Origin of the sequence: Flavobacterium stagni (genome assembly GCF_004122105.1) — a bacterium.
GTDB lineage: Bacteria > Bacteroidota > Bacteroidia > Flavobacteriales > Flavobacteriaceae > Flavobacterium > Flavobacterium stagni.
On record NZ_SBKN01000001.1, the window covers coordinates 637,628 to 656,087 of the forward strand.

The 18,460-nt window shown below is 39.2% G+C and carries 18 protein-coding genes; 6 read left to right on the plus strand and 12 right to left on the minus strand.

Features of this window, described 5'->3' with window-relative positions; translation table 11 throughout:
* Position 1 precedes the first annotated feature (1 nt).
* From EQG61_RS02795 to EQG61_RS02805, 3 genes are all read right to left on the minus strand, one after another.
* Positions 2-1,909, minus strand: coding sequence for a transglutaminase domain-containing protein (locus tag EQG61_RS02795; protein WP_129460365.1), 1,908 nt, complete (start codon positions 1,907-1,909; stop codon positions 2-4).
* A 48-nt stretch (positions 1,910-1,957) separates the two neighbouring features.
* Positions 1,958-2,473 (minus strand): acyl-CoA thioesterase, encoded by a 516-nt coding sequence (locus tag EQG61_RS02800; protein ID WP_129460366.1) that lies wholly within the window; start codon positions 2,471-2,473, stop codon positions 1,958-1,960.
* A gap of 87 nt (positions 2,474-2,560) precedes the next feature.
* The gene (locus EQG61_RS02805; protein WP_129460367.1) at positions 2,561-3,541 is read right to left on the minus strand and encodes an HU domain-containing protein; all 981 of its coding nucleotides are present in this window, start codon (positions 3,539-3,541) and stop codon (positions 2,561-2,563) included.
* Positions 3,542-3,644: 103 nt separating this feature from the next.
* Here EQG61_RS02805 and dprA point away from each other — a divergent pair, with 103 nt between their 5' ends.
* On the plus strand, positions 3,645-4,754 hold the full coding sequence (gene dprA / locus EQG61_RS02810; protein WP_129460368.1) for a DNA-processing protein DprA: 1,110 nt from the start codon (positions 3,645-3,647) through the stop codon (positions 4,752-4,754).
* On the opposite strand, the gene EQG61_RS02815 is transcribed toward dprA, so the two are convergent.
* Complete coding sequence (locus EQG61_RS02815) at positions 4,755-7,235, minus strand: Hsp70 family protein (RefSeq protein ID WP_129460369.1); 2,481 nt, start codon at positions 7,233-7,235, stop codon at positions 4,755-4,757.
* A 6-nt stretch (positions 7,236-7,241) separates the two neighbouring features.
* Entirely contained in the window at positions 7,242-7,529 is a 288-nt protein-coding gene (locus EQG61_RS02820) for a hypothetical protein (RefSeq protein ID WP_129460370.1), read from the minus strand.
* A gap of 111 nt (positions 7,530-7,640) precedes the next feature.
* On the opposite strand from EQG61_RS02820, the gene EQG61_RS02825 reads away from it, so the two are divergent.
* On the plus strand, positions 7,641-9,110 hold the full coding sequence (locus tag EQG61_RS02825; protein ID WP_129460371.1) for a hypothetical protein: 1,470 nt from the start codon (positions 7,641-7,643) through the stop codon (positions 9,108-9,110).
* Between the two features lie 39 nt (positions 9,111-9,149).
* Here the strand turns inward: EQG61_RS02825 and trpS are convergent, their stop codons facing one another.
* Positions 9,150-10,121, minus strand: coding sequence for a tryptophan--tRNA ligase (gene trpS, locus EQG61_RS02830; RefSeq protein ID WP_129460372.1), 972 nt, complete (start codon positions 10,119-10,121; stop codon positions 9,150-9,152).
* 53 nt (positions 10,122-10,174) lie between these two features.
* Between trpS and EQG61_RS02835 the strand changes: the two genes are divergently transcribed.
* Entirely contained in the window at positions 10,175-10,909 is a 735-nt protein-coding gene (locus tag EQG61_RS02835) for a lysophospholipid acyltransferase family protein (RefSeq protein ID WP_129460373.1), read from the plus strand.
* Between the two features lie 191 nt (positions 10,910-11,100).
* Here the strand turns inward: EQG61_RS02835 and EQG61_RS02840 are convergent, their stop codons facing one another.
* From EQG61_RS02840 to recA, 4 genes are all read right to left on the minus strand, one after another.
* Positions 11,101-12,633: a porin family protein gene (locus tag EQG61_RS02840; RefSeq protein ID WP_129460374.1), complete on the minus strand. Its 1,533-nt coding sequence runs from the start codon at positions 12,631-12,633 to the stop codon at positions 11,101-11,103.
* Positions 12,630-13,172, minus strand: coding sequence for an RNA polymerase sigma factor (locus EQG61_RS02845; protein ID WP_129460375.1), 543 nt, complete (start codon positions 13,170-13,172; stop codon positions 12,630-12,632). The genes EQG61_RS02840 and EQG61_RS02845 overlap by 4 nt, the downstream gene beginning before the upstream one ends.
* Before the next feature lie 14 nt (positions 13,173-13,186).
* A complete protein-coding gene (locus tag EQG61_RS02850) occupies positions 13,187-13,597 on the minus strand; it encodes a hypothetical protein (protein WP_129460376.1) in 411 nt (136 codons plus the stop codon).
* 106 nt (positions 13,598-13,703) lie between these two features.
* Positions 13,704-14,708, minus strand: a complete 1,005-nt coding sequence (gene recA, locus EQG61_RS02855; RefSeq protein ID WP_129460377.1) for a recombinase RecA — start codon at positions 14,706-14,708, stop codon at positions 13,704-13,706.
* A gap of 123 nt (positions 14,709-14,831) precedes the next feature.
* On the opposite strand from recA, the gene EQG61_RS02860 reads away from it, so the two are divergent.
* The 3 genes from EQG61_RS02860 to EQG61_RS02870 are packed head-to-tail and all read left to right on the plus strand — an operon-like array spanning position 14,832 to position 17,214.
* Entirely contained in the window at positions 14,832-15,569 is a 738-nt protein-coding gene (locus EQG61_RS02860) for a lysophospholipid acyltransferase family protein (RefSeq protein ID WP_129460378.1), read from the plus strand.
* Positions 15,570-15,578: 9 nt separating this feature from the next.
* Positions 15,579-16,568, plus strand: a complete 990-nt coding sequence (locus EQG61_RS02865; RefSeq protein WP_129460379.1) for an acyl-ACP desaturase — start codon at positions 15,579-15,581, stop codon at positions 16,566-16,568.
* 1 nt (position 16,569) lies between these two features.
* Positions 16,570-17,214: an HD domain-containing protein gene (locus tag EQG61_RS02870; protein WP_129460380.1), complete on the plus strand. Its 645-nt coding sequence runs from the start codon at positions 16,570-16,572 to the stop codon at positions 17,212-17,214.
* Between the two features lie 30 nt (positions 17,215-17,244).
* Here the strand turns inward: EQG61_RS02870 and EQG61_RS02875 are convergent, their stop codons facing one another.
* Positions 17,245-17,613 carry a lipocalin-like domain-containing protein gene (locus tag EQG61_RS02875; RefSeq protein ID WP_164974875.1) on the minus strand — a complete coding sequence of 123 codons (369 nt, stop codon included), beginning with the start codon at positions 17,611-17,613 and terminating at the stop codon, positions 17,245-17,247.
* Positions 17,614-17,675: 62 nt separating this feature from the next.
* On the minus strand, positions 17,676-18,458 hold the full coding sequence (locus EQG61_RS02880; protein WP_129460382.1) for an enoyl-CoA hydratase/isomerase family protein: 783 nt from the start codon (positions 18,456-18,458) through the stop codon (positions 17,676-17,678).
* Between the last annotated feature and the right edge of the window lie 2 nt (positions 18,459-18,460).

The following is an 18,460-nucleotide window of genomic DNA, read 5'->3' on the forward strand; positions in this document are numbered from 1 at the left end:
TTTATTTGGTTAAGATAATTTGTGTATTGTACGATTCAGCCACGCGTTTGTTTACGGCACGCCATTGTTCGAAGTCGGATGCTTTTAACACCGCATTTTTGAATAAAAAGGATTTTTTGTAGACGATGACATTGTTTTCAACGGCATAGGTCAAATTCACTTCATAATTGTTTTCTTTCACCGCAATGGATTCGGGCAGCTTGGTCACTTTGTATCCTGCAGGCAGTTTTAGTGTAATCACGGATTCATACAAGGTTTTATAATCAAATTCGTAATCGGTTTTACGGTCTTTTAATTGAAACTCTTTGTATTCGTTCATAAAATCCAAGTCGACATAGATTTCATTATCAAATGACGAAACCTTGTTAGCGATGTCAATCGAGTAATCAATGGTTAACTTTTGTTCTCGGTTATTGATATCACTCATTTTTACTTGGTCGACCTTGATGCTTTTGTTTTGATGGGCCAAGTATCCGTCTAACATTTCTTTCTTTTTATTGCTTTCAAAATGGTTGTAAATGTTTTGAAAATACTCCCGACTTTCTCCTAAAAAGCTACGCTGACAGGTTCCTTTTAATTGTTCTTGTTCCAAGGAAAGATTGGCGGTAAATACTTCTTTATTGGCCGCAGCAGCACCTAGCGGAACTTTATCAAGTATGCATTTTTCGCCATCTTCTATCATTACTTCTTTGTTTTGGATACGTTCGGCATATTCACCAAAAGCACAGAATTTTTCTGTTCCATCTAAAAAGTAACGTTTCCCTTTGTAAAACAAGGTACAGATCATGTGGTTATCCACCGCTAAAGAAGGCGTTTTGTAATCATAAGCAATGTGTTTGGTCCCAATCCATGTGAGACGGGCGTCGAAGCCGGCGAGTACCAACATTTGTTTGATTAAATTGGCCATTCCTTTACAGTCGCCGTATCGTTTTTCAAATACATTTTGGGCCTCATCGGGTTTGAATCCAGCAATGCCATCCTCAAAAGCGATGTAGCGGATGTTGTCTTGAACCCAATAGTAGATGTTTTTGATTTTTTCTTCGTCTGTTTTCGCTTTCGCTGTAAGTTCGGTTACTTTTTCACGTAATTTTTCCGGTTCATTTTGCATTAATTTTACCAATGAGGCATACCATTTGTACAGGTCTTCATGGGTTTTAAATAACGTTCCTGCTTTGGATCCTTTAGCATAACTCTTAGTCAAAATCATGATGTGGGGATACAAATAGGTGCGTCCCGGACTGTCTTTTTCTTTGAAATAGGCGGGTGCGTTTTCTAGGGTAAAGGTGTAAATGGTTGACCCGTCCGTATCCGTGATATTTTTTTTGATGTCAAATCCAGCAAAGTTGAATTCTTTGAGTTCGATATCCAGCCATTTAGGCACTGTAAACACAATTTTCTTTTTCAACACCGGAAATTCATCTTGAAAATAAAAAGTCGTGCAGTATTTTATGTCGTTGTATTTCTTGTTGAGTTCATAAAAATAGGTGTACCCTTGCACCGGAAAGTCGATGGAAGTATATTTTACACGGGCATCGTTGTAAAACAAATCGTCGTCTTTGTAGGGTTCGTCTTTTACATAAAACGAGGCATCTTTCTCGTTTCGGAATTTGACTTTAAAATTTTCGATGGAAGATTCACTGTCATAGAATTCATATTTGTGTATATCCGCACGGTGGTTGATATTCATCAAATGTTCGTTGGTTTTTATGGAAACCGTAATTTTATCTGCGCTGGAATTGTAATCAAAGTTTACAGCATCTGTACTTTCTAAAATGGCAACGTCGTCTTTGCTATATTGTTCACGCAACGATTTTGCCTTTGAAATATCTTCAGCGGTGGGGTCAATGTTTTTCTGAGCAAGTGTAGAAAAGGAGACACAGGCGCATAATGACAGGATAAGATTTTTCACGGAGTTTCTTTTCCCGAAAAATAGTAATTTCTTGGCAATCCTAAAAAATTAATTTTCAGTGAATAATGCCTTCAATTCAGTGGCATCATTGGCTTTCATTTTTCCAGCCAAAACCAAACTCAATTGTTTACGACGCAAAGCGGCAGCAAAGCGCGCTTGTTCTTCTTCGGTTTGGGGTTCTAACGCCGGAACAGGAACAGGATTACCCATGTCGTCAACCGCTACAAAAGTATAGATGGCTTCATTGGCTTTGGTTCGAATGCCCGATTCCCGATCTTCAATCCAAACGTCCAAATAAATTTCCATTGAAGACGTAAAAGCACGGGAAACTTTGGCTTCAATAGTTACGACACTTCCCAGCGGAATGGAACGGTTAAACGCCACGTGATTCACGGAAGCCGTCACCACAATACGACGCGAATGACGACGGGCAGCGATACTTGCCGCACGATCCATACGCGCGAGTAATTCACCTCCAAATAAATTGTTCAAAGGATTGGTTTCACTCGGTAAAACAAGGTCCGTTAAAATGGTTAGGGAATCCGCGGGATATTTAGGTGTCATGGTGTTTTTTTTGCAAAGGTAGTAATTCAAGAAAGTTTTCTGAACCGATAAAACATAAAAAAATCCCAAAGTAATTTGGGATGTATATTAATGTTCTTCAATCAAAACCCAAGCTTCAGGGTTGTGTGATTTTTGAACTTCCTGCATTTTTTGTTGGGCATCGCTGTAGCGGGAAAAACTTCCGTAGAACACAGGGAATAATCCGTGTTTGTTCGGACCCATTTTTCGAGCGGGATAACCTAGTTTTTTTAACTCATACAACACACGATCGGCGTTTTCTTCCAAACGAAAGGCACCTGCTACAACGTGGTAAGGGAATTTCTCTGATTTGATGGTTAACGTTACCGGAGGTAATGTTGGTGTTGTTGGCGTATCCAAAACAAAAGTGGCTTCTTGAATTTTTTGTTCAATTTTCTTTTGCACATTGGTTTGCACCGCAAGGGTTTCCGCTTCGATTTTTTGGGTATAATATTGATTACCAAAATAACCACCAGCACCCAATAGTCCGGCACTCATTACAAAAATAGCGGCGTATTTTAAAAACGAACGCGAGCGAGGAGTCTCGGGTAACAGATGAACAGGAACTTCTGAAGCAACGGGTTCTAAGACCGGAATTACTTCCTCTTCAGCAATTTGATTTAAAATTTCCCGCTGAACAAAAGGTGAAACTACTGCTGAGAGTCCGAACGACTCCGTCATGTAATTCACCTGATCATAGGGAACGAATACTAAGTTTTTATCGCTATTTAGTGTTATTTCACCAATTTGTTTTAATGAAATTCCGCCAAAATCTTGAAGTTTTTGCTTCCAATTGTGAACGGCATGTTCAATGGCTGTTACCGCAACTTCATAAGGAATTTTTTCAGCTACCGCAATGTGATTGGCCAATAGACCATCGTTATTCTTGAGGTAAGCATTGAAAGTGATGACTTTCTTGGGTGGGGAAAAAACCTGCGCTGAACCGTTCCATTGTGCGGACTGGGTATCGGTCAAAAATGCACCAAATCCAGGCACCGTTACACATTGGTAGCGATAGAGCAATTGGGATATGTAAGATTCAATCTTCATGAGAGCAAATTTAAAGATTTCGGAGCGATGGCAAAATTTTATCAACAAACTTTGTTAACATTTTTCAATTCATTTTTATATTTTTGACTTTCAATATTTTATTATGCGCCATACCGATTTAATTGCCACCCTAGCACTACTGCAGGTAGAGGGAGTTGGGGATATTTTAGCCAAAAAACTTATTCATCAATTTGGTTCTGCCACTGAAGTCTTCCAACTCAAGCCGCGACACTTGGCTGCGGTTGATGGATTAGGACCCCAAACCATCAAAAATTTTAAAGACACTTCGCTCTTTGCAAAAGCAGAAGCCGAATATCAATTTATTACCGATCATCACGTTCAGGTTTATTTTTTTCAAGATCCAACGTATCCGGAACGGTTAAAACATTGTTACGACAGTCCCATTTTATTATACGGATCGGGGAAAATGGATTGGAACCAACGCCACTTGATCAGTTTTGTGGGCACGCGTGAAATCACGCCTTATGGCAGCGATGTTACCCGAAGATTGTTGGAAGATTTGGAGCCGTTGAATCCCATTATTGTGAGTGGTTTTGCCTACGGCGTGGATATTTTAGCCCATAAAATTGCCATGGAATTGGGATTGCAAACCATAGGCGTTTTAGCACACGGACTCAATCAAATTTACCCCAAAATGCATAAAAAGTATGTAGGGAAAATGTTGGAAAATGGGGGTTTTCTGACTGAATTTCGTAGCGATTCCAATCCTGATAAAGAAAATTTTGTGCGCAGAAACCGAATTGTAGCTGGAATGACGGAAGGAACTGTGGTGATTGAAAGTGCCGAAAAAGGCGGTTCGTTAATTACAGCCAACATGGCCAATGAATACAACCGGGAAGTTTTTGCTGTACCGGGTCGCATCACGGATAAATTCAGTCAGGGATGCAATGCCTTAATCAAAACCCAGCGCGCGCACTTACTGACATCGGCGGCAGATATATTGTATCATTTGAATTGGTCAACATCAGAAGAATTACCAGTGCGAAAAGGTGTTCAAAAACAATTGTTTGTCCAACTCGAAGCGGAAGAGCAATTGCTCTATGATTTTTTAGCCCAAAATGGAAAGGCACTCTTGGACCTGATTGCCCTAGAGTGCCAAATGCCTGTTTTTAAAGTGTCAACCTTGCTGTTGAATATGGAGTTGAAAGGCGTTATTCGTCCGTTGCCGGGTAAATTATTCGAAGCGATTTAATTATTTCAAACCGAGGTCGCCATCAAAATTGTTCAAATCTTCACGGGTTCGTGGTTTTACAATCAATAAATCCCAAAATTGATAATTGATGGCTTTCAATTCGGTCATACTGTTTCGCTCCAAGGCGGATTCTCCCAATTCAACGAGTTTTTTAAAACGTTGCGCATCTTTGTATTCGCTTTCCATTTTGAAACGGTAATAATAGAAAGCATTGACAAAGCGCTCGTCTTGTTTCATGTAAATGCTATCGTACAAATCATCCAATTCTTTGGTTTTTTTACGAATCAAATATTTGTTATTGGATTGCAAAATTTCTTTTTCATTGCGCACGATTTTTTCAAATTCTTCGCGCTGTTTTGGCGAGGCAACTTCCAAATAACTTTCCACACCTTCCCGTGTGTTTTGGTATTCTTGGATTTCTTGCAACACATGTTTGTGACGCACCAAATCATCGTATTCTTGAATCGTGAGTCGCTTCATTTCATCCAATTGGAATTTACGATCCGTTGAGCGGTCATCAACGGCTTCAAGTGCTTCATTATACAATACCGTTAAGTGGTCGAGGATGCGTTTTAACTTCGCTAAATATTCATAATTTTCATCTTCTTCTTGATATTCGATTTCTTCTTGAATTTCATCCACTACCGTTTTTATTTCGGAAGCTAATTTATCCAAAACCACTTGGCGTTGATGGGGATTGAATACTTCGTTGATTTCCAAATCTAAAGCACCAATGTAGATACTCACATTCAAATCGCGGGATTCAGAAATTTTGAAATTCAATTCGATATCCATTCCTTTGATTAAGTCCATAGGCAAGGATTTACCGGTAATTTCAATATATCCAATGGTTAAATTACTTCCAATCATACCGCCGGCATTTCCTTCCACAATGTTGATGATTAATTTGTCATCGGAGTTTTTTAAAATGTTTTTTGAAGTGGTTTTGTACAATGTTTTTTTCAGCGGGAGAATGTCATTTTTTTTAAAAATGCGCTCCATGAATGTTTTGCCCGCTTCTTCATCGACTTCCAAACAAATATCATTCGGTAAAGGTTGTCCCATAATGTTGTACAAACCATTGGTGATATGAATGCTGTTGTTTTGGTAGACTACATTTTGATTTTCGTCAAAAATCAGAAGGGTAAAAATATTGGTTGCTTTTTCCAATAAAGGAACAAACTCGGTTACTTTCTGATTAATTTTCAGAACGCCCGTATCAAATCCACCATCCGAGCGGGTGATGCGGTAATATCCCTGAAAAGGAGTTTTAAAAACGGCAGCGATAAGTTCTTCAGCGTCTTTCGAGTTGGGTTCATAAACGACTTCAACCGAAAGATCAGTAGCCACGGGATTGCTTTCTTGATTTTCTTCGGCCAATTCAGATGGTTTCGAACCTGCATAATACGCGGCGCCTACCACAACGGCAGTAGTTGGGTCAATTCCTGTATCTACTTTAATGCCACTGCGTTGTGCCAATTGCTCCCGGATATAGGGGATATACGTAGTACCACCGACTAAAATAATTCGGTCAATTTGCGAAAATTTCAATCCGTTATCGACCAACAATCGTTCGGTCAAATGATAAGATTCATCAAATTTTGCATATAAAATAGATTCAAATTCCACACGACTCACTTCGATATCGGCAAATACATCCCAAGCTTCGATGTCCAATTCAAATTGGGCAGAAGTTTTAATGGATAATTCTTTTTTGGCTTCTTCGGCTTTGAATAAGAGTTCGAAATACAACTTTTTACAATCCGCTTCTTCGCCAGCAATCATTCGTTTCCACAAGTTGGTTTGACCCGAAACCGCTTCGATTTTAGGGCAAATTACTTTTTCAACAAATAAATTATCCAAGTCTAAACCACCCAAAAAGTTATTCCCTTTATGGTCTAAAACTTTTAATTCTCGAGGATCAATGCGTACCAAAGCCACGTCAAAAGTACCGCCACCAAAGTCGTACACCAACCATTTTTGTTCTTGCGAAATGTCAATATTAAGGGTGTTGGAATACGCCAAACAAGCCGCGATGGGTTCTTGAAGCAACACCACTTCTTCAAAACCGGCTTGGTAACCGGCCTTTTTGGTTGCATTGGTTTGAATAGTGTCAAACGAAGCGGGAATCGTGATTACTGTGGATTTGGGTTGTTCCGGTTGGGTGAAATTAATCAATTCTTTGAGCACCATGGCGGAAAGTTCGACCGGCGCAATTTCAGCATCTATAGCTTCTACAAAATACTGCGCATCCGAACCCATTTTTCGTTTGAACGAAGAAAATACGTTTTCCGATTGGGTCAACATCAGTTCCCGTGCTTTGTCTCCAATTTGAATCCGACCCTTACGAAAGGAAACTACAGAAGGCAAGGTGTCTTTAAACCCGACCGGATTTTTATATAAGGTAATTTTACCATTTTCATATTTCGCAATGGCTGAGTTGGTGGTGCCCAAGTCAATACCGAAATTAATATTGGCCATATTCAATTATTCTACAATTACTACTCCTTTTTGAACTAATACAAAACCATCACCACTATTGTGGTAGATGACCGGTTTTAAAACTTTGGTGATTTTTTTGGCATTGGCATGCATTAAATTTGCTTCAACAGAATTGTCACGTTCGTCATAATTGAGTCCGATAGGGTTAATCACTTTATAGCCCATTTCGGTGATTTCGTGTTGAATACGATTGAAATTTCGCTCAAAGAGTTCGATTTGATTTTCTTGTGCTTTTTTTTCGATTTCGAATAATTGATTGATTATGGCTTCCATTTTTTACAATTTTTTGGAGTAGCAAGGTACAATTTTATTGTTTTTTAGCGTAAAGGAATGTGCTGAAATCCTTTTAAATTCTATTTTTGTTTCACGCTAATACCAGCCGTGATGAATATTATTCGCTTATTTGAAAATTTACAACTCGATCATAACCGTACGCATGAGTTTACGGAGGACGAAATCATTCGTATTGAGAAACAAGTCAACGTTGAAAAACGATTGAATCCCGATATTGATGTTAACGTAGCTTCTCAATTGACTGAGGCGTTGCGAAATTATCCGCACACCTTTTATTTTGTGATTCAAGAACGGGTATTATATAATTTTTTTGCGGGGACTACTTACGGATATGACCGTTTTCAAACCCCTGTAGAAGCGGATAATTGGCATGAAATTCAAATATTTTTTGAAAAATATTTATTGACAGACTTGTCCTTCTTCTTAGAACAAAAAATAGCCGATAACCAGTTTGATGCAGTTAAAGAAATCATGGAGTATTCCCATTTTTTCCCGGAAGAATTTTTGCTTACTCTTCAACGAAAAGCCATTCAGAAAATTGAGTTTGCTGTCAACCAATTGATGAATCCTGCCAGTACTAGCAGTCATATCGACTATTGTAAAACCAGCAGTTTTTTCAACTTTTTATCCCAATTGACCAGTCCAGAAATGGATGAAAAAGTGAAAATACTTTTAAATCGTGTGGTCGATATTTACAATTCCAATAACCAGCATCCACAGGCGGGCTCGATTATGGTGGCTATGGCTTCGTATCGTCCGTTTGATGAAGATTTGGAAGAAACTTTGCTAGGGAATCGCAATGTGGTTTTGGGCAAGTCGCATTCCAAAAAAAGTTACTTTTCCTCGTTTAGTTGGAAAACGTTTGGAATCATTTTGATCATTTTATTAAAAATAGCATTTGCGGCTAATCGATGTTCTGGTTCTTCCAGTTCAACTTATGAGCCCACCAATCAATTAGAAACTACTGTTGAAGAAGCGCCGCCCACCACGGATCGTTATTACACCGATATGCATTTTAAAATTGATAGTTTTAAAGTGTTTTTGACCCATTTTGACCCAGCCAAAATCACACAAGTCAAGCCCATTGAGAAAATAGTCACCAGTAGTAATCCTTTTACTACATTTTATAATGATCAAGTAAGTTCGGCAGGAGATGAACGTTTTCAAAGGATTCAGAACAAAACCAATTATGATGTCATCGTATTGGAAAATGTGATTGTGTACGATAGTATTAAAATGCCTGCAAAAGCTTTTTACATTAAGGCCAATGAATCGTTTCAGTTGAATACTAGCGATTATAACAAACGGATTTTAAACTTTTATGTGGGCCGCAATTTAGCTTCTTTTCAAGATCCATCGCGCCATTATTTTATTGGCAATCATTCCAATGTGGAATACCGATTTACCGAATTAGCACCTAATGCCAAAGAGTTGATTGACAAGGATTGCCGTTTTGAAGGCCCCATTGAATTACGGGAAGAAAAAGGCAAAGTAGAGGTTTTTACCAAAGAAGTTCGCTCCGCTGTCGAAGAAATCAAAGAGGCAGCAGCAAAGAATTAATAAAAAAGTCCTGAAGTCAATTCCTTCAGGACTTTTGTTTTATTCAAATCCAAGTTTTTGACGTACCCGTTGCAAAACGCCATCGGCAATGGCTCCTGCTTTACGAGCGCCTTTTGCCAAAAAGGCATCCACTTCGTCCAAATGGGACATGTAGTAATTGTATTTTTCGCGTTCGGTTTTAAATTTTTCACCGATCAATTCGAATAACGCTTGTTTTGCGTGACCATACCCGTAATTCCCGCCTTCATAGTTTTGACGCATTTGGGCTACTTGATCCGCATCGCCTAACAATTTATACAAAGCAAAAACTTTACACGTATCCGGATTTTTAGGTTCTTCCAACGGAGTACTGTCGGTTTCAATACTCATGATTTGCTTGCGCAAGGCTTTATCATCCAAGAAAATATTGATGATATTTCCGCGAGACTTACTCATTTTCTGCCCATCCGTTCCCGGAATATATTGGGTTTCTTCACTAGTGGTGGCTTCGGGCAACACAAAAGTTTCTCCCATTTGATGGTTAAATCGAGAAGCTACATCGCGCGTGATTTCAATATGCTGCAATTGATCTTTCCCAACAGGAACAAATTCGGCATCATACAATAAAATGTCTGCAGCCATCAACATCGGATAGGTAAATAAACCTGCATTGACATCTTCCAAGCGATCGGCTTTGTCTTTAAAGGAATGTGCTAAAGTCAGCCGTTGAAACGGGAAAAAGCAACTCAGATACCACGACAATTCCGCTGTTTGTGGTACATCACTCTGACGGTAAAAAACCACTTTATCGGTGTCCAAACCACAAGCAAGCCATACTGCAGCCGTACTATACGTGTTTCCTCGTAAAGTTTCACCGTCTTTGATTTGTGTCACCGAATGTAAATCGGCGATAAATAAAAACGTTTCATTGCCCGGTGCTTTCGACATTTCGATCGCCGGCAATATGGCACCCAATAAATTACCCAAGTGGGGAGTGCCCGTACTTTGTACGCCTGTTAGTATTTTTGCCATAGTTTTTAAATTGAGGAGCAAATTTAAACTAAAATTGCTTTATTTTTGGGTCTATGCGCGCGTTAAAAATTATTTTTTGGGTGGTATGGCGTATTTGGTTTTATATTTTGGTGGCCGTACCCATTTTAGTGATGTTTCCCTTTTTGTTTCTTTCCATTTTGAAAGAACGTTGGTATCCGTATTTCTTCATATTAGCCCGAATTTGGGCGAAAGTCATTCTTTACGGCATGGGTTTTCGCTACCAAGTCAGAACTTTACAAGAGCTCGAACCGAATAAAAGTTATATGTTCATCGCGAATCACACTTCGATGACAGACATCATGCTGATGCTCGCTACCGTGCGGAATCCCTTTGTTTTTGTAGGGAAAAAGGAATTAGCCAAGATTCCACTATTCGGATTTTTCTACAAACGCACCAGTATTTTAGTCGATCGTGGCAATCAAAAGAGTCGGATGGCCGTTTACGAACGCGCCCAACGCCGTTTGAATATGGGATTGAGTATTTGTATTTTTCCCGAAGGTGGTGTACCCGATGAAAGCGTACTGTTGGACGAATTCAAAGACGGTGCTTTCCGCCTGGCGATTGAGCACCAGATTCCGATAGTTCCCATGACATTTTTTGACAATAAAGAACGTTTTTCCTATACGTTTTTGAGTGGCAGTCCCGGGAAAATGCGGGTAAAAATCCACCCTTTTATCGAAACCCAAGGATTGCCTTTGGAAGCCAAAAAGGATATAAAAGAGCAAGCACGACAGCTTATTTTAACGGATTTGCAAGAGAATGATTAGGGCGTTCCCCCTCCATTCTTCCGGGGTCAGGCTTTCCGTTGCAATCCGGTACCTCCGTAAACTCCGGCACCGGGATTTCCACTGCAATCCTTAACGCAAATAAAAAGAGTGTCTGGCCAAGACACTCTTTTTTTGTTACGCACCGCAGTGCAGTAACACCACTTAACTAATTGTAAACTAACCTAACTATCTTAAAACGAGTAAGAAACACCGGTATAAAGCCCCATCATATAAGGCTTGAAATTACCCGCGTCACTACTATACGTATTGAATTGATATTTAAATGTGGGTTCGATTCTGGCTTCCCATTTTTTGAAGAAACCGTAATGAATTCCGAAACCTAAATTTCCACTAAAGTGAACTGAATTTAAATTGGTTGCTTTCCCTACCAATAAATTAAATTGCTCCGATTGTAAATAAATTTCATTCTGATTCAAGAAATAGGAACTGAATCCGCCCACGAACTGAATCCCCATTTTTTTCCCGCCTAAACGGTAAGTCAACTCCATAGGAACTTCCAAATAACCCATGCGTTGGTTTAACGAACCTTCGTAACGGTTCATGAATTTATTGTAGGTTTTAACGTTGTTCAAACTTTCAATGATGATGTTTGAACCCATAGCATTTAACGATAAATTTTGAATGCGACTACTTACATTGGGTTCCATATAGTAAGCAATTTCGTCAGTATCGTATCCTAATCGAACGACGTTAACGCCTGTTCGAATACTCATTTTTGAATTGAGAGCATAACCTACGCCAATGCCATAACTGGTGTTGTTCGCGGAATACTGTTTAGAATTGGTTGCTAATGCGGGATCCAAAGGCGAACCCTGTGATAACGAACTGAAGTAAATAGGGGCAAGATGCGATGCCACCTGCCACCTATTTAAATTCTGTCCGGAAAAGGATTTCTTTTCTTTTTCATCAAGCAATTTTTCCAATTCATTGGTCGGCTTTTGGGCAACTTTACTGCTGTCCTTAGCACTATTAAGAGGGTTATTGGAAACAATAGAATTTGAAGTAGTACCGTTGTTTTGTTGTTGTCCATCCAAAGGATTGGATTGAACAGCAACCGGATGGGTAACATTTACTTCAGACAGGGTTGAATTATTTTTAGTAGGTACTTTATCAATTGCCATTTCATTTACTGGAGCTGCTGGAGTTGCAATTGCTAATTGTGATGTGCCTGCACTATTTTGATGAGCAATTCGGTTTTTAAGGGAATTGCTAGTTTTTAAATCTGAATTACGTTTTATAGGATTCAGACGGGCGGTTTTATTAGCAACCGAATTTACAGGCGCTGTTGCAGAAGTAGCAACCCCTGTTGTGATATCGGATTCTTGAATTCCTTTAGAGGATCCATCCCTATCACTGGAGTCAGGTGTATTTGTATTGTCAACACCGTTGGATTGTTTTTTTTCATTTGAAGAACCGTTGTTTAGAGTCCCGTTAGATTTCGAACCTTCCACTACAGCATCTGAGGGTGAAGTTCCAGGAACTCCAGGTGCAGTGGGCGAAGTAAACAGTGTGAAATTTAAAAACAACCCGATTAAGAAAGCAGCGGCAATTCCGCTGTAAAACCACCATATTGGAATAACACGGCGTTTTTTCTTTTCTTGAAGTTTCGACGCAATACTGGTCCATACCGCCTCATCAGGTAGTACTTCAAAGTGCTCCAGCTGGTCTTGAAATAGCTTGTTGATGTCTTGGTTTTTTTTCATTGTATTTGGGGCATTTTTGAGCTGCCAGTATAATCTTCTATTTTTTGTTTTAATATCAATTTGGCACGCGACAAATTGGATTTTGAGGTTCCGATATTGATGTTCAAAGCATCGGCAATTTCCTGATGACTGAAATTTTCAAATACATACAAGTTAAATACTAACCGGTACCGTTCGGGTAACTCTTGTACAATTTGAAGTAAAAATTCCGGGGGAACACCTTCTTCAATTTCAACTTCAACGGTTTCGGGTATATTTTCATCTACAACCGCCAGATAACTTTTCTTTCGAAATTGCTGTAGTATATGGTTGATAAAAACCCTTTTTATCCAACTGTCAAATGAACCTTTATTTTCAAATTGATTGATTTTATCAAAAACCAACAAAAACGCATCTTGTAAATAATCTTGAGCGGTATCACGATCAGGAACATACTTCAAACACAAGGCAAACATTTTCCCAACATAATGTCGGTACAGTTGCTCTTGAGCGAGTATGTCTTTCTTCTGACATCCCTGGATGATTTGCTCTAGATTCAAGACTTTTCATTTTATTAATGATCGACAATAGCGTCAAATTCGTAAAATTGTTCAACTCCTTGTGCATCATTTCCTGTCCAAAATTTGAAATGATATATTCCTAATTTAGTGGGTTTAAAACGCAAAGTTTGCGTATAAGTATTGTCATCCGTTGGACAAGATTGATTCCCTTCTCGATAGCTTTCAATAGCTACAACACGTTGAAAATCTGCAGTGTCATAATAAAATCCACGAAACACATTGCATTTAGATGGTAAATTAAAATTCACAGGGATTTCTGTAATACTATCTTTTGCAAATTTCTCTGGATTTGTTACTTCAGTAACTGGTGAAACTTGTATATATACAGGTTCATCGTTATAAATATCACAACTTGTTGTGAGTAATCCAAGTACAATTAACACAGAAAAACTAATTCTTTTCATCTTCTTTTCGTAATATTATATTTATTGGATACAATTTAGCAAAAATGGTTGCGTCAATATGAAAAAAAAATCCCGATTTTTTTCAAAACCGGGAAATTTAAACGTTTTAGTCAACTTGTTCCTTGATGACTTCCTTGATTTTTTGTTCCAATTCGTCTGCCAATTCAGGGTTGTCTTTGATCAATAGTTTAACCGCATCACGACCTTGTCCTAATTTGGTGTCGCCATAACTAAACCAAGAACCCGATTTTTTGATAATTTCAAATTCAACCGCTAAGTCAAGGATTTCACCTGTTTTGGAAACACCTTCGCCATACATGATGTCAAATTCTGCCGTTTTGAAAGGTGGTGCAACTTTATTTTTCACCACTTTCACTTTGGTACGGTTCCCCAATACATTTTCACCATCTTTGATTTGTGAAGAACGACGAATATCCAAACGCACGGAAGCATAAAACTTCAAGGCATTACCACCCGTTGTGGTTTCAGGATTTCCAAACATTACCCCGATTTTTTCACGCAACTGGTTGATGAAAAACACCGTACAATGGGTTTTGCTGATGGTTGCCGTCAATTTACGTAAGGCTTGCGACATCAAACGGGCATGTAATCCCATTTTGGAATCACCCATTTCTCCTTCAATTTCACTCTTTGGTGTCAAAGCTGCTACCGAGTCGATAACTACAATGTCAATAGCTCCTGAGCGAATTAAGTTTTCGGCGATTTCTAACGCTTGTTCCCCGTTGTCCGGTTGCGAAATAATTAAATTTTCAATGTCTACACCCAATTTGGCCGCATAGTGACGGTCAAATGCATGTTCAGCATCAATAAACGCAGCAATACCACCCGCTTTTTGTGCTTCGGCAATGGCATGCAAAGTCAAGGTGGTTTTACCCGATGACTCCGGTCCATAAATTTCAATAATACGACCTTTTGGATACCCATTTACGCCCAAGGCAAGGTCCAATCCCAACGACCCGGATGGAATGATTTCTACCTCTTCCACCGCTTTGTCTCCCATCTTCATTACGGTACCTTTACCGTAGGTCTTGTCCAGCTTGTCTAACGTCAGCTGTAACGCTTTCAATTTTGCTTCTTTTTCTGAACTCATTTTACATTAAAATTAAAGGCTGTTAAAGCCGTAAATGTACTTATTTTTTTAGGACTAAATTAGTTTTCCCAAAAGTAGTTTTAAACAATGAGAAGCCGTACTTTTACAGCCAATTTTTTTCACATGGAAAAACTGATTTCGTATCCCATCTCTGTGGTCTATTACCTTTGTTTCGGACTAACCTTGGTGATTTTCCATCCCATACAATGGGTTTGTTTTAATGTCTTTGGCTATCAAGCACATAAAAAAAGTGTCGATTATCTCAATCTTTTTTTAGTAGGTTGTACGAGAATTCTGGGAACGCGTTGGTCCTTTTCTAACCGTGAACGCATTCCGCAAAATGTTCCATTGATTTTTGTTGCTAATCACCAAAGTCTGTACGATATCATCGGAATTATTTGGTTTTTGCGAAAACATCATGCCAAATTCGTCAGTAAAAAAGAATTGGGAAAAGGAATTCCTTCTGTCTCTTACAATTTACGTCATGGAGGTTCCGTTTTAATAGATCGAAAAGACCCTAAACAAGCGTTACCTACCATCAAGGGACTCAGCGAATACATTGAAAAGCACAACCGAACAGCCGTAATTTTTCCAGAAGGAACCCGCAGTAAAACGGGTGCCACTAAAAAATTCTCAGAAAACGGTTTGAAAATTTTGTGCAAGTTTGCGCCCAATGCCTTGGTAGTGCCGATTACCATCAATAATTCGTGGAAAATGACCCAATTTGGTATGTTTCCCATGGGATTAGGAAAACACATTAAATATACAATACACGAACCCTTGGCGGTAAAAGATTACGACTTTGCCACACTGTTTGAAAAAACAGAACAAGCGGTCAACAGTGCCATTCACAATTCATAATTACATATAATGTCTATTAAAAACATCCGATTGGAAGTGATGCAATTCCTCGAAAAAAGCATCGATAGCTTTGTTGACGAATACCTCGTTCCCGTCGAAAAAATTTGGCAACCTACGGATTTGTTGCCCGATTCTCAAAAAGAGAATTTTATTGAAGAAGTTCGCGAATTGCGCGAAATCGCCAACGATTTACCCTATGATTTCTGGGTTGTAATGGTAGGCGACACCATTACGGAGGAAGCTTTGCCTACCTATGAATCTTGGTTGATGGAAGTAGAAGGTGTCGATAACGAAGGTCGCAATGGCTGGTCAAAATGGGTACGCCATTGGACTGGGGAAGAAAACCGCCACGGCGATGCTTTAAACAAGTATTTGTACTTGTCTGGGCGCGTCAATATGCGAGAAGTGGAAGTAACCACCCAACATTTAATCAATGACGGTTTTGATATCGGGACAGGAAAAGACCCGTATAAGAACTTTGTTTACACCAGTTTTCAAGAATTAGCAACCTATATCTCTCATAACCGTGTGTCGCAATTGGCCAAAGATTTTGGAGATAAAAAGTTGTCGCGTTTGTGTAAAATGGTTGCTGGTGATGAAATGCGTCACCATTTGGCATACAGCGAATTTGTGAACCGTATTTTCAAAGTCGATCCGAGCGAAATGATGTTGGCGTTTCAATACATGATGAAACAAAAAATCACGATGCCTGCTCATTTCTTGCGTGAATCGGGAGAGAAAATCAGCACAGCTTTTGAAGAATTTTCTAATTCAGCGCAGAAAATCGGTGTCTACACGGCCAACGATTACGTGGATATTTTACGCAAATTAATCGCTACTTGGGAAATTGATAAAATTTCGAGTTTAACGGATGAGGCCGAGCGCGCACGCGATTATTTGATGAAATTACCCGACCGTATGGCTCGTATTTCTGAACGTTTGGTTTTGCCTGAAGAAACTAAAAAATTCAAATGGGTACAACCCGCATTAGCCATTTAATATGGGGATCGTTGATGCTACCATTATTTATGTAAAAAAACAATTGGAAGGTGCAGAAGCCGGTCACGACTGGTTTCACATTGAACGGGTTTACCGCAACGCACTTCATATTGCTGATCAAGAACATTGCAATCGGGAAGTGGTGCAGTTGGCTGCTTTATTGCACGATATTGCCGATAGTAAGTTCCATGGTGGTGATGAAAGTATCGGACCCAAAACCGCGCGAACTTTTTTAGAAAGTCAGCACGCCGATGAGGCTACAATTGATCATGTGGTTAAAATCATTGAAAATATTTCTTTCAAAGGTGGGAAAACGGAACGAACGTTTTCTTCGTTAGAATTGGATATCGTGCAAGATGCCGATCGATTGGATGCCATTGGTGCTATTGGTATTGCCCGAACATTTAATTATGGGGGTTTCAAAAACCGACCGATGTACGATCCAGCCATTGCACCCAATATGCACATGACCAAAGAAGAATACAAAGCAAGCAATGCACCTACAATTAATCATTTTTATGAGAAATTGTTATTGCTTAAAGACCGAATGAATACTCCTGCAGGTAGAAAATTAGCAGAAGAACGCCATCGTTTTATGGAAGTTTTTTTAGCCCAATTCTATGCCGAATGGGAAGGCGCAAAATAAAAAAGAGAACCGTTTAGGTTCTCTTTTTGTTTATATTCTAGTTAGAATAACAATATTTGTAATCCCAGAATCAATAAATTTAACTTTTAATGTGGTATTGGATAATTCTAAAATTTGTCCATTTACAACAGTATTGTCGGAATACGTAATATTTAAAGAATTTTCGGTTTTACTCCATACACCAGTGTCTATCGATTCGTTACAACTTGTGTTGTAGTAGTGATCTTTCAAGGCTCCACTGGAGAGGAATTCTGTGAAATCTTTGACACAACCTGGAGAATGTTCATAGGGAGTTAACACTTCTTGGTTATTCACTAAGGTGCCTTCTTGTGTAAATTGCCATTTTCCTACAATTGATACCGCTGGAGTGTCAGAGTCACTTTTACTACAACTTAACATAGAGAAAGTTACTAAGGCGAATAGAATGATTTTTTTCATGTTTATTTAAGGATTATTATTGTTTATTTCCCAGGGAATTCCGCTTTGCGTTTTTCCAAGAACGCCGTTGTACCTTCTTTGAAATCTTCAGTGCCAAAACACTTTCCAAAGGATTTAATTTCGGTTTTGAATCCTTCTTTGGCATCTACAAATCCGGCATTAACCGCTTTGATAGCATAACTGATAGCCACAGGTGAGTTTTTCAAGATTTTGCTCGCAATGCCTTTGGTGAATTCTAGCAATTCGGCTTGGGGAACAACATGATTAACTAAACCGTAACTTTTTGCGGTTTCGGCATCAATCATTCCCGCCGTCATGATCATTTCCATGGCACGTCCTTTTCCAACCAATTGGGGTAAACGCTGTGTGCCTCCATATCCAGGAATCACTCCCAATGTCACTTCAGGTAAGCCCATTTTTGCATTGTCCGAAGCAACTCGGAAATGACACGACATGGCCAATTCCAATCCGCCGCCTAAGGCAAAACCATTCACTGCAGCAATGACAGGTGTTTTCATATTTTCGACAAAGTCAAATAATAACTCCTGACCTAAAGCCGCTAATTGCGCGCCTTCTTCAATTGAAAAATGCGCAAATTCAGAAATGTCGGCACCGGCTACAAAAGCTTTTTCTCCTGAACCGGTTAATACAATAGCTTTTACCGTTGCATCAGCATCCAATTGAGCTAAGGCATCATGCAACTCTTGAATAGTAGCTTTGTTCAAAGCATTCAATTTACTTGGACGGTTGATGGTTACTTGCGCCAAATTTCCGTCGATGTCCACAAGGATATTTTCGAATGTCATAC